General features: G+C 68.3%; 9 protein-coding genes. All 9 read left to right on the forward strand.

Annotated elements, in window-relative coordinates; all coding sequences use genetic code 11:
* The first annotated feature begins 39 nt into the window (after positions 1 to 39).
* Positions 40 to 471, forward strand: coding sequence for a 50S ribosomal protein L11 (rplK, locus tag C1A38_RS17605; protein ID WP_102658899.1), 432 nt, complete (start codon positions 40 to 42; stop codon positions 469 to 471).
* Positions 472 to 554: 83 nt separating this feature from the next.
* Positions 555 to 1271 carry a 50S ribosomal protein L1 gene (gene rplA / locus C1A38_RS17610; RefSeq protein WP_102658900.1) on the forward strand — a complete coding sequence of 239 codons (717 nt, stop codon included), beginning with the start codon at positions 555 to 557 and terminating at the stop codon, positions 1269 to 1271.
* A gap of 76 nt (positions 1272 to 1347) precedes the next feature.
* Positions 1348 to 2136, forward strand: a complete 789-nt coding sequence (locus C1A38_RS17615; RefSeq protein WP_102658901.1) for an ABC transporter ATP-binding protein — start codon at positions 1348 to 1350, stop codon at positions 2134 to 2136.
* A complete protein-coding gene (locus C1A38_RS17620) occupies positions 2133 to 2822 on the forward strand; it encodes a hypothetical protein (RefSeq protein ID WP_102658902.1) in 690 nt (229 codons plus the stop codon). Before C1A38_RS17615 ends, C1A38_RS17620 begins: the two co-directional genes overlap by 4 nt.
* A gap of 324 nt (positions 2823 to 3146) precedes the next feature.
* The gene (rplJ, locus tag C1A38_RS17625; RefSeq protein ID WP_102658903.1) at positions 3147 to 3692 is read left to right on the forward strand and encodes a 50S ribosomal protein L10; all 546 of its coding nucleotides are present in this window, start codon (positions 3147 to 3149) and stop codon (positions 3690 to 3692) included.
* A gap of 54 nt (positions 3693 to 3746) precedes the next feature.
* Complete coding sequence (gene rplL / locus C1A38_RS17630) at positions 3747 to 4136, forward strand: 50S ribosomal protein L7/L12 (RefSeq protein ID WP_102658904.1); 390 nt, start codon at positions 3747 to 3749, stop codon at positions 4134 to 4136.
* Between the two features lie 571 nt (positions 4137 to 4707).
* Positions 4708 to 8139 (forward strand): DNA-directed RNA polymerase subunit beta, encoded by a 3432-nt coding sequence (gene rpoB / locus C1A38_RS17635; RefSeq protein ID WP_102658905.1) that lies wholly within the window; start codon positions 4708 to 4710, stop codon positions 8137 to 8139.
* 124 nt (positions 8140 to 8263) lie between these two features.
* Positions 8264 to 12151: a DNA-directed RNA polymerase subunit beta' gene (locus C1A38_RS17640; RefSeq protein ID WP_102658923.1), complete on the forward strand. Its 3888-nt coding sequence runs from the start codon at positions 8264 to 8266 to the stop codon at positions 12149 to 12151.
* Positions 12152 to 12258: 107 nt separating this feature from the next.
* On the forward strand, positions 12259 to 12633 hold the full coding sequence (locus tag C1A38_RS17645) for a hypothetical protein (protein ID WP_102658906.1): 375 nt from the start codon (positions 12259 to 12261) through the stop codon (positions 12631 to 12633).
* The last annotated feature ends 55 nt before the right edge of the window (positions 12634 to 12688 follow it).

Below are 12688 nucleotides of genomic sequence, written 5' to 3' on the forward strand. Positions count from 1 at the left end.
GGTGCGAACCATTCCCAGTTCCAAGCCCCAGGAAGAGACATGCCTCCGAAGAAGAAGCTCGTCAAGACGTTCACGCTTCAGCTGCCGGCGGGCCAGGCCACTCCGGCGCCGCCGGTCGGTCCCGCGCTCGGTCAGCACGGCGTGAACATCATGGAGTTCTGCAAGTCGTACAACGCGCAGACCGAGTCGCAGCGGGGCGACATCGTCCCCGCCGAGATCAGCGTGTACGAGGACCGATCCTTCACCTTCGTGCTGAAGACCCCGCCCGCCGCCCGGCTGCTGATCAAGGCCGCCGGTGTGCAGAAGGGCTCGGGCGTTCCGCACAAGGAGAAGGTCGGCACGGTGTCCCGCGCCCAGGTGCGGGAGATCGCCGAGAAGAAGATGGCCGACCTCAACGCCAACGACCTCGACCAGGCTGAGAAGATCATCGCCGGCACCGCCCGGTCGATGGGCCTCGACGTCACCGACTGACCTCGGCCACCACAGACCCGTACGGATCGTGGGAGGGCGCGCGAGCATCGCGGCCCGCCAGAGACCACAGGAGTAAACAGAACATGCAGCGCAGCAAGAGCTACCGCAAGGCCGCCGACGTCATCGACCGGTCGAAGCTCTACACCCCCGCCGAGGCCGTGAAGCTGGCCAAGGAGACCACCGCCACCAAGTTCGACGCCACGGTCGAGGTCGCCATGCGCCTCGGCGTCGACCCCCGCAAGGCGGACCAGATGGTCCGCGGCACGGTCAACCTGCCGCACGGCACCGGTAAGACCGCCCGCGTGATCGTCTTCGCCGCCGGCGCGAAGGCCGAGGAGGCCGTCGCCGCCGGTGCCGACGAGGTGGGCACCGACGAGCTGGTCGCTCGGATTCAGGGTGGTTGGCTGGACTTCGACGCGGCCATCGCCACGCCGGACCAGATGGCCAAGATCGGCCGGATCGCGCGGATCCTGGGCCCGCGCGGCCTGATGCCGAACCCGAAGACCGGCACGGTGACCATGGACGTCACCAAGGCGGTGACCGACATCAAGGGCGGCAAGATCACCTTCCGGGTGGACAAGCACTCGAACCTGCACCTGATCATCGGCAAGGCCTCCTTCAGCGAGGCCCAGCTGGTCGACAACTATGCGGCCGTGCTGGACGAGGTGCTGCGGGCCAAGCCGTCCGCGGCGAAGGGCAAGTACCTCAAGAAGGTCACCCTGACCACCACCATGGGCCCGGGTGTCCCGGTCGACCCGAACGTGGTGAAGAACCTGCAGGAAGGCTCGGCCGACAGCTGAGCACGAGCGCCCGGAAGGGGCCCCGCCACGTCGTGGCGGGGCCCCTTCGCCGCTACCGGAGTGGCAAACTCGCCTGATGCGACTGGAGGACGTCTGGCTGCGATACCGCCGGGGCGGTCCGTGGGTGCTGCGTTCGGTGACGGTCGAGATCGCCCCCGGCGAGGCCGCGGTGGTGCTCGGGCGTAACGGTGCCGGCAAGTCGACTCTGCTCCAACTCGCCGCGGGGATCCTGCCGCCGGCGCGGGGCCGGGTGGACGGTCGACCAGCCGTGGTGGGCTGGGTGCCGGAACGCTTTCCCGCCGGCCAACCGTTCACCGTCCAGGGCTATCTCACCGCCGCAGCGCGGATGCGCGGCCTTTCCCGGATCGAGGCCGACAAAGCGGTACGCGGCTGGGTCGAACGACTCGGCCTTGGTCCGTTCCAGTGCGTCCGGCTGCCACAGCTGTCCAAGGGCACCGCCCAGAAGGTCGGTCTGGCCCAGGCGTTGCTGCGTCCGCCGGGCCTGCTCGTGCTGGACGAGCCCTGGGAAGGGCTCGACGCGGCAGCTCGCGAGCTGGTCCCGGAGGTGGTCGGCGAAGTCCTGGCCGCGGGAGGCCGTGTGCTGGTCAGCGACCATCGCGGCGAGACGGCCCGACTGCCGGGTGCACGGGAGTGGACCGTCGCCGACCAGACGGTGACCGAGCGGGTGCCGACCGGCGAGCGGGCCATGGTCGTGGTGGAGCTGGCCATCCCGGCCGCACGGGTCGCCGACGCCGTACACCGGCTGCGCGCCGAGGGCCATCACGTCCTGCGCGTACGCGGTCACGACGCTCCGCCGCCGGTGACCCGGCTCGTGTCCGGCGCGGCCGTCGAGGAGAGCTCATGATCGCGCTCGTCCGCTTCCGGCTCTCGGGTTTCCTGCGTACCGGGCGGGCGCTGGCACCGGTCCTGGCGGGCCTGTTGGCACTGGGCATCCTCTACGGCGGCGGCCGCGCCGAGCCGGCGGAGGCATACGGGGTGTCGGCGGTCGTGCTCTTCCCGGTCCTGGCCTGGCAGACCAAGATCCTGCTGAACGCGGAGCCGGATGTGCAGCGGAGGCTGTCGCTGGTCGCGGTCGGTCCGGCCCGGGAACGGGCGGCCGGTCTGCTGGCGGCGCTGACGGCCGGTCTGGCCCTGATCGTGGTCGCGCTGGCGGTGCCCTGGCTGGTCGGTGGGGTGGCCACCCCGACCGGGCCGGGTGACCGGCCGATCGTCGTCGGACTGGCACTCGGCCTCTGGGCGCACCTGCTCGCCCTGCCCGCCGCCGTGGCGCTCGGCGCGTTGGCCAGCCGGGCGATCACCCGCAGCGCGGGGTACGGCGTCGCGGTGCTCGCCCTCGGCGTGGTCCTCGCGTTGGTGCTCGGCATCTCCGGTCCGGCGCTGGGGTGGCTCGCACCACCGTTGCTGCCCACCGCCCGCGCACTGACCGGGCCGATCCCGCCGGTGACCGGGGTGCTGCTGACCGGCTGGGCGTTGGTCTGGGCGGCGATGCTGCTGGCCGGGTACGCCCAGTCACGTCGTCGGCGTGCCTGACCTCGCCGGTGTGGTGAGGGAGCGCACTGCGGGGGCGATTTGGTGGCTACCGGGGGCAGGGCGTAGCCTAGGCGTGAAGTTCCACCCAGAGACCGCTGGTCACCGTGCCCCGGCACGGTCGAAGGTTCCGCGAAGACGGGCGACCCGCGCAGGGCGGTAAGCGAACATCGGCAGCATCCCGTGGTCCGCCGACTGCGGTGAGCGTTGCCCATCTCGCCCCGTGCGCCCTGCGCCGGGGCTTTTCTGTTGTCGCGACGCCCTCGCTCCAGTCGCAGGCACCCGCCTGTGCTGGCGACCAGCCTCGAGCAACGAGAGAGGAGGGACATGGCGGACAAGCCGATCCGGGCCGACAAGGCCACGGCTGTTGCTGAGCTGACCGAAAGCTTCCGCAGCGCGGGTGCCACCGTGCTGACCGAGTACCGCGGCCTGACGGTTTCCCAGCTCACCCAGCTGCGGCGCTCGCTCGGTCAGGAGACCAGCTACACGGTTGCCAAGAACACGCTGGCCAAGCGTGCCGCGGCGGACGCGGGCATCTCCGGCCTCGATGAGCTGTTCACCGGTCCTACCGCGCTGACTTTCGTTTCGGGCGACGTCGTCGAGGCGGCGAAGGGGCTTCGCGACTTCGCGAAGGCCAACCCGAAGCTCGTCATCAAGGGCGGTGTCTTCGAGGGCAAGGCCATTTCCGCGGCCGAGGTCACGAAGCTCGCCGACCTGGAGTCCCGTGAGGTGCTGCTGGCCAAGCTGGCCGGCGCGATGAAGGGCAACCTGAGCAAGGCTGCGGCCCTGTTCCAGGCCCCGTTGTCGAAGACCGCCCGTCTGGCGGCTGCCCTGCAGGACAAGCGCGAGAAGGAAGGCGCCGAGGCGGCCTGAGGCCGTACGGCGCACCCACGTTCTTAGTTAAACCTTTAGGAAAGGACGCCAGACATGGCGAAGCTCAGCACCGAAGAGCTGCTCGACGCGTTCAAGGAGATGACGCTGATCGAGCTCTCCGAGTTCGTGAAGCAGTTCGAGGAGACCTTCGAGGTCACCGCCGCCGCTCCGGCCGCGATGATGATGGCGGGTCCGGCCGGCGGTGGCGCCGCTGCCGAGGCCGAGCCGGAGAAGGACGAGTTCGACGTCGTCCTCGACGCCGACGGTGGCAAGAAGATCCAGGTCATCAAGGTCGTGCGTGAGCTGACCGGCCTGGGCCTCAAGGAGGCCAAGGACCTGGTCGAGTCGGCCCCCAAGGCCGTCCTGGAGAAGGTCAACAAGGAGACCGCGGACAAGGCCAAGGCCAAGCTGGAGGGTGAGGGCGCCAAGGTCACCCTCAAGTGACCTGAGCTCCACCTGGCCGCCCCCGCTCACGTGAGCCGGGGCACACCATGTCGCGGCGGGCGGCGATCCGATCTGACGGATCGCCGCCCGCAGTGCAGGTGGATGCGGGCACAGTGGGCATGAGCAGGCGTGGAACCGGCGGTGGGAGCTTTGGACGCGTCAGGCGGGCCTCCGGTCGGTAGGGAAAGAACAGCGGATGGCAATCTCGGCCCTTGACGCAACCATGGGCTGACAGGCACGCTGACATCAGCAAGACCTTCCGCGCTTGCGACGGCCACCGCGTGGGTAGATCACGGCAGCACCACTGCCGCCGACACCCGAGCGGCCCGGCGGGAACGTTGCGTTCCGAGCGGCCCGGTACGACCCGGTTCACAGGGTCCCGTGGCCAGATCCGCAACGTCCTGCGGGATGGGCTGGACAGCGGTTAGCCTCTCGGCTACACTGCTAGTTTGCGCTGCCTTCCGACTTGACCCCTGCTCGGAAATGTCCGGTTATGGATGTTTTCTGGTGGGGTCATTGGAGTGCACGCGTACCAGCCGTTCTGCAGCACCGGTCCTCGGAAGGACGCATCTTGGCAGCTTCCCGCCCTGCGAAGACCAGTCGTACGTCGAGCGCATTCGCTCCCCGCCGAGTTTCCTTCGGTCGGATCACCGAACACCTCGAGGTCCCCAACCTCCTCGCCATTCAGAACGAGTCCTTCGACTGGCTCGTCGGCAACGAGGCTTGGCAGGGCCGGTCGGCGGACGACCCGCACGCACGCTCGGGTCTCGCGGAAATCCTCGACGAGATCAGTCCCATTGAGGACTTTTCCGGCACCATGTCGCTTTCCTTCTCGGCTCCGCGCTTCGACGAGGTCAAGGCCTCGATCGAGGAGTGCAAGGAGAAGGACCTCACCTACTGCGCGCCACTGTTCGTGACCGCGGAGTTCACCAACAACACCACCGGCGAGATCAAGAGCCAGACGGTGTTCATGGGTGACTTCCCGATGATGACGCCGAAGGGCACCTTCATCATCAACGGCACCGAGCGTGTGGTGGTCAGCCAGCTCGTCCGTTCGCCGGGCGTCTACTTCGACAAGCAGCCGGACAAGACCTCCGACCGCGACCTCTCCAGCGTGAAGGTCATCCCGAGTCGGGGTGCCTGGCTGGAGTTCGACATCGACAAGCGCGACACGGTCGGTGTCCGCATCGACCGCAAGCGTCGGCAGGCCGTCACGGTGCTGCTGAAGGCCATCGGGTGGTCCGCCGAGCGGATTCGTGAGAAGTTCGGCTGGTCCGAGCTGATGATGACCACGCTCGAGAAGGATCACATCGCCGGCCAGGACGAGGCGCTACTCGACATCTACCGGAAGCTGCGCCCTGGCGAGCCGCCGACCCGCGAGAACGCCCAGACCCTGCTCGACAACCTCTTCTTCAACCCGAAGAGGTACGACGTCGCCAAGGTCGGTCGGTACAAGTTCAACAAGAAGCTCGAGCTGGACGTGCCGATCACCACCGGCACGCTCACCGAGGACGACATCGTCGCCACCGTGGAGTACCTCTGCCGGCTGCACGCCGGTGAGGAGGGCTACGAGGCCGACGACATCGACCACTTCGGCAACCGGCGGCTGCGTACCGTGGGCGAGCTGATCCAGAACCAGGTTCGGGTCGGCCTGTCCCGGATGGAGCGGGTCGTCCGCGAGCGGATGACGACTCAGGACGTCGAGGCGATCACGCCGCAGACCCTGATCAACATCCGCCCGGTGGTGGCCGCGATCCGGGAGTTCTTCGGCACCTCGCAGCTGTCCCAGTTCATGGACCAGACCAACCCGCTGGCGGGCCTGACCCACCGGCGCCGGCTGAGCGCGCTCGGCCCGGGTGGTCTGTCCCGGGAGCGGGCCGGCTTCGAGGTCCGCGACGTGCACCCGTCCCACTACGGCCGGATGTGCCCGATCGAGACGCCGGAAGGCCCGAACATCGGCCTGATCGGCGCGCTGTCCACCTTCGCCCGGGTCAACCCGTTCGGCTTCATCGAGACGCCGTACCGGAAGGTCATCGACGGTCGGGTCACCGACCAGATCGACTACCTGACCGCGGACGAGGAGGACCGGTTCGTCAAGGCGCAGGCCAACGCGCCGCTGCGGGCCGACGGCACGTTCGCCGAGGACCGCGTCCTGGTCCGTCGTAAGGGCGGCGAGACCGAGGACGTCGCGCCGGGCGCCGTGGACTACATGGACGTGTCGCCGCGGCAGATGACCTCGGTCGCGACCGCGATGATCCCGTTCCTCGAGCACGACGACGCCAACCGGGCCCTGATGGGCGCGAACATGCAGCGCCAGGCGGTGCCGCTGGTCAAGGCCGAGTCCCCGCTCGTCGGCACGGGCATGGAGTACCGTGCCGCGGTCGACGCCGGTGACGTGGTGGTGGCCGAGGTCGGTGGCGTGGTCGAGGACCTCTGCGCCGACTACATCACCGTTCACCAGGACGACGGTCACCGCCGGACGTACCTGCTGCACAAGTTCCGCCGCTCCAACGCCGGCTCCTGCGTCAACCAGAAGCCGGTGGTCTTCGAGGGCGACCGCGTCGAGGCCGGCCAGGTCATCGCCGACGGTCCGTGCACCGACGAGGGCGAGATGGCGCTCGGACGCAACCTGCTGGTGGCGTTCATGTGCTGGGAGGGCCACAACTACGAGGACGCGATCATCCTGTCGCAGCGCCTCGTGCAGCAGGACGTGCTCACCTCGATCCACATCGAGGAGCACGAGGTCGACGCCCGGGACACCAAGCTCGGCCCGGAGGAGATCACCCGCGACATCCCGAACGTCAGCGAGGAAATGCTCGCCGACCTCGACGAGCGCGGCATCATCCGGATCGGTGCCGAGGTCGTCCCCGGCGACATCCTGGTCGGCAAGGTCACTCCCAAGGGTGAGACCGAGCTGACCCCGGAGGAGCGACTGCTCCGCGCGATCTTCGGTGAGAAGGCGCGCGAGGTCCGCGACACCTCGCTGAAGGTGCCGCACGGCGAGACCGGCACGGTCATCGGCGTGCGTACCTTCTCCCGCGAGGACGGCGACGAGTTGCCGCCGGGCGTCAACGAGCTGGTCCGGGTCTACGTCGCCCAGAAGCGGAAGATCCAGGACGGTGACAAGCTCGCTGGCCGGCACGGCAACAAGGGCGTCATCTCCAAGATCCTGCCGGTCGAGGACATGCCGTTCCTGGAGGACGGCACCCCGGTCGACATCGTGCTCAACCCGCTGGGTGTGCCGAGCCGAATGAACATCGGTCAGGTGCTGGAGACCCACCTGGGCTGGGTGGCCAAGACCGGTTGGAAGGTCGAGGGCGACGACGCCGAGTGGAAGCGTCAGCTGCAGAGCATCGGCGCGGACACCTCGGAGCCGGACACCAACGTGGCCACTCCGGTCTTCGACGGTGCCCGCGAGGAGGAGATCTCCGGTCTGCTCGCGTCGACCCTGCCCAACCGGGACGGCAAGCAGCTGATCGGGGCCACCGGCAAGGCGCAGCTGTACGACGGCCGCTCCGGCGAGCCGCTGCCCGACCCGATCGCCGTCGGCTACATCTACATCCTGAAGCTCAACCACCTGGTCGATGACAAGATCCACGCTCGGTCGACCGGCCCGTACTCGATGATCACGCAGCAGCCGCTGGGTGGTAAGGCGCAGTTCGGCGGCCAGCGCTTCGGTGAGATGGAGTGCTGGGCAATGCAGGCGTACGGAGCCGCGTACGCCCTGCAGGAGCTGTTGACGATCAAGTCCGACGACGTCCTCGGCCGGGTGAAGGTCTACGAGGCCATCGTCAAGGGCGAGAACATCCCCGAGCCGGGCATCCCGGAGTCGTTCAAGGTGCTGCTCAAGGAGCTGCAGTCGCTGTGCCTCAATGTTGAGGTGCTCTCCAGCGACGGCGTGGCCCTGGAGATGCGCGAGACCGACGACGAGGTCTTCCGGGCTGCGGAGGAACTGGGCATCGACCTTTCCCGGCGCGAGCCGAGCTCGGTCGAGGAAGTGTGACGTTGGGGTTTCGGAGCGGGGCGACCCACTCCAGGCGGGCAGGTTGACCGTGCGAGGGTCGCTCCGCTCCGAAACAAACCCGGTGAGCTGCTGACGCAACAAGCGACGTGTGAGGGAATTGAACGTGCTCGACGTCAACTTTTTCGACGAGTTGCGAATTGGGCTGGCGACCGCGGACGACATCCGTCAGTGGTCGCACGGCGAGGTCAAGAAGCCCGAGACGATCAACTACCGCACCCTCAAGCCGGAGAAGGACGGGCTCTTCTGCGAGAAGATCTTCGGTCCGCAGCGGGACTGGGAGTGCTACTGCGGCAAGTACAAGCGGGTCCGCTTCAAGGGCATCATCTGTGAGCGCTGCGGCGTCGAGGTGACCCGCTCGAAGGTCCGCCGTGAGCGGATGGGCCACATCGAGCTGGCCGCTCCGGTGACCCACATCTGGTACTTCAAGGGCGTGCCGAGCCGGCTGGGCTACCTGCTGGACCTCGCTCCGAAGGACCTCGAAAAGATCATTTACTTCGCCTCGTACGTCGTGACGAGCGTGGACGCCGAAGCGCGTCACCGTGACCTCTCGACCATCGAGAACGAGATCCTGGCCGAGAAGCGGCAGTCGGAGAACAGCCGCGACTCGGAGATCGAGAAGCGGGCCGCCAAGCTCGAGGCCGACCTGGCCGAGCTGGAGGCCGAGGGCGCGAAGGCGGACGTCCGGCGCAAGGTCAAGGAGGGCGGAGAGCGCGAGATGCGCCAGATCCGCGACCGGGCCCAGCGCGAGATCGACCGCCTGGACGAGGTGCTGGACACCTTCCGCAAGCTGGACTCGAAGCAGCTGGTCACCGACGAGCTGCTCTACCGTGAGCTGCGCGACCGGTTCGGTGAGTACTTCACCGGCGGCATGGGTGCCGAGGCGATCAAGGCCCTGGTGCAGAACATGGACCTCGACGCCGAGGCGGAGAGCCTGCGCGAGACCATCCGCACCGGCAAGGGCCAGCGGAAGATCCGGGCGCTCAAGCGGCTGAAGGTCGTGGCGGCGTTCCAGAACACCCGCAACTCGCCGCTCGGCATGGTGCTGGACTGCGTACCGGTGATCCCGCCGGACCTGCGTCCGATGGTGCAGCTCGACGGTGGCCGGTTCGCGACCAGCGACCTGAACGACCTCTACCGCCGGGTGATCAACCGGAACAACCGGCTCAAGCGGCTGATCGACCTCGGCGCGCCCGAGATCATCGTCAACAACGAGAAGCGGATGCTCCAGGAGGCCGTCGACGCGCTGTTCGACAACGGCCGTCGGGGCCGGCCGGTCACCGGCCCGGGTAACCGTCCGCTGAAGTCGCTGTCCGACATGCTCAAGGGCAAGCAGGGCCGGTTCCGCCAGAACCTGCTGGGCAAGCGCGTCGACTACTCCGGCCGTTCGGTCATCGTGGTCGGCCCGAAGCTCAAGCTGCACCAGTGCGGTCTGCCCAAGCAGATGGCGCTGGAGCTGTTCAAGCCGTTCGTGATGAAGCGGCTGGTCGACCTCAACCACGCGCAGAACATCAAGTCCGCCAAGCGGATGGTCGAGCGGCAGCGGCCGGTCGTGTGGGACGTGCTGGAAGAGGTCATCGGCGAGCACCCGGTGCTGCTCAACCGGGCGCCGACCCTGCACCGACTGGGCATCCAGGCCTTCGAGCCGCAGCTGGTCGAGGGCAAGGCCATCCAGATCCACCCGCTGGTCTGCACCGCGTTCAACGCCGACTTCGACGGTGACCAGATGGCGGTGCACGTGCCGCTGTCCGCCGAGGCCCAGGCCGAGGCGCGGATCCTGATGCTGTCGTCGAACAACATCCTCAAGCCGGCCGACGGCAAGCCGGTCACCATGCCCACCCAGGACATGGTCATCGGCCTGTACCACCTGACCCACCTCACCACCGGTGAGCGTGGCGAGGGCCGGGCGTTCAGCTCGGACGCCGAGGCGCGGATGGCGTACGACAACGGCGAGCTGCACCTGCAGGCACCGGTCAAGATCCGGCTGCGGGGTGTGGTCGAGGTCGACAACGGTGCCGGCGGGCAGCCGTGGACCGCGCCCGAGGACTGGACCCCGGGTGAGCCGTTGACCGTGGAGACCACGCTCGGCCGGGTGCTGTTCAACGAGACCCTGCCGCAGGGCTACCGGTACGTGAACTACGAGATCCGCAAGGGTCAGCTCTCCGCGATCGTCAACGACCTCGCCGAGCGGTTCCCGAAGGTGGCCCTGGCGGCCACCCTCGACGGGCTCAAGGAGGCCGGTTTCCACTGGGCCACCTGGTCCGGTGTGACCATCGGCATGGAGGACGTCATCGCTCCGCCGCGCAAGCGGGAGATCCTGGAGAAGTACGAGAAGGAAGCCGACCGGATCGACAAGCAGTACCAGCGTGGTCTGATGACCGCCGAGGAGCGTCGCGGCGAACTCATCGAGATCTGGACCAAGGCGACCAACGAGGTCGCCAAGGAGATGGACACCGCGCTGCCGCAGGAGAACCCGCTGTGGAAGATGATCAACTCGGGTGCTCGCGGTAACCTGCTCCAGCTCCGGCAGATCGCGGCGATCCGTGGTCTGGTGGCCAACCCGAAGGGTGAGATCATCCCGCGGCCGATCAAGGCCAGCTACCGGGAAGGTCTGTCCGTGCTGGAGTACTTCATCTCCACGCACGGTGCCCGTAAGGGTCTCGCGGACACCGCCCTGCGTACCGCCGACTCGGGTTACCTGACCCGTCGTCTGGTGGACGTCTCGCAGGACGTCATCATCCGCGAGGAGGACTGCGGCACCGACCGGGCCATCCCGATGCAGATCGGTCAGCAGCTCGACGGCCGGCTCGTGGTGCACGAGCACGCGGAGACCAGCGTGCACGCCCGTACCCTGGCCGACGACATCAAGGGTCCGGACGGCACCGTCGTCGCCGAGCGGGGCGTGGACATCAACTCGATCCTGGTCGACAAGATCGTCGCCGCCGGGGTGGAGACCATCCGGGTGCGCAGCGTGCTCACCTGCGAGTCGAAGCTGGGCGTCTGCGGTGCGTGCTACGGCCGTTCGCTGCCGACCGGCAAGATCGTGGACGTCGGCGAGGCGGTCGGCATCATCGCCGCCCAGTCGATCGGTGAGCCGGGTACGCAGCTGACGATGCGTACCTTCCACACCGGTGGTGTCGCGGGTGAGGACATCACCCAGGGTCTGCCCCGTGTCCAGGAGATCTTCGAGGCCCGGATCCCGAAGGGTAAGGCGCCGATCGCCGACACCCCCGGCCGGATCCGGATCGAGGACGGCGAGCGGTCGCGCAAGATCGTCGTCATCCCGGACGACGGCAGCGACGAGATCGTGTACGACAAGATCTCGAAGCGGGTCCGGCTGCGGGCGCACGACGGCGACCACGTCGAGGTCGGCGAGAAGCTCACCGAGGGCACCATCGACCCGCACGAGCTGCTGCGCATCCTCGGCCCGCGGGCGGTCCAGGTCCACCTGACCCAGGAGGTCCAGGAGGTCTACCGCTCGCAGGGTGTGCTCATCCACGACAAGCACATCGAGATCATCATTCGCCAGATGCTCAAGCGGGTGACGGTCATCGACTCCGGCTCGACCGAGTTCCTGCCGGGTGTGCTCGTCGACCGGGCGCTGTTCGAGTCGGAGAACCGCCGACTCGTCGGCGAGGGTGGCGAGCCCGCCGCCGGTCGTCCGGTGCTGATGGGTATCACCAAGGCCTCGCTGGCCACCGACTCCTGGCTCTCGGCGGCCTCCTTCCAGGAGACCACCCGGGTGCTGACCGACGCGGCGATCCACGCCCGCAGCGACTCGCTGATCGGTCTCAAGGAGAACGTGATCATCGGTAAGCTCATCCCGGCCGGTACCGGCATCAGCAAGTACCGCAACGTCCGGGTCGAGCCGACCGAGGAGGCGAAGGCCAAGGTCTACTCGATGACCGGCTACCCGGAGACCGACTACGGCTTCGGGCCGGCCAGCGGCCAGGCGGTTCCGCTCGACGACTTCGACTTCGGGTCGTACCGCTGAGTTGTTCGCTCTGACGACGAGGCCCCCGGCAACCCGCCGGGGGCCTCGTCGTCGGTGGCGGCGGTCATGCTCCTACCGATCCGCCGAGGGCGGGGCATGATGGAGGCATGACGACCGCCGCCGGACCGATGCCGGTCGCTTCACCGCCCGGCCCGCCCCGGCACCCGCTCGACCCGGACCCGGTCCGGGCCACGAAGGCGCGGGCCGTCTTCGCGCTCGGACTGATGGGTGCGCTGACCGGCCTGTTCATCGGGGGAGTGGTGCCGGCCACGGTGGCGCTCCAGTTGGCGCGGCAGGCGCGCCGCGAGGCGTACGCCTCAGGGGGTTTTCTGACCGGCGCGGCCTGGCTGCGGCGGGGGGAGACCCTGGCTTGGACGGGCCTGGGGCTGGTCGCGGTGAGTGTGGTCGTCGCGTTGGTGATCGGCGTGATCCGGCTCGCCGAGGCACCCTACGGGCACGACTTCGCGCCGAACATGGACTGAGACCGCTCTCGCGCCGCAGGCCGGTGGGCTGACCGGCGACGGTAGCCTGACGGTG

The sequence above is a fragment of the Verrucosispora sp. ts21 genome, assembly GCF_002879555.1.
GTDB lineage: Bacteria > Actinomycetota > Actinomycetes > Mycobacteriales > Micromonosporaceae > Micromonospora > Micromonospora gifhornensis.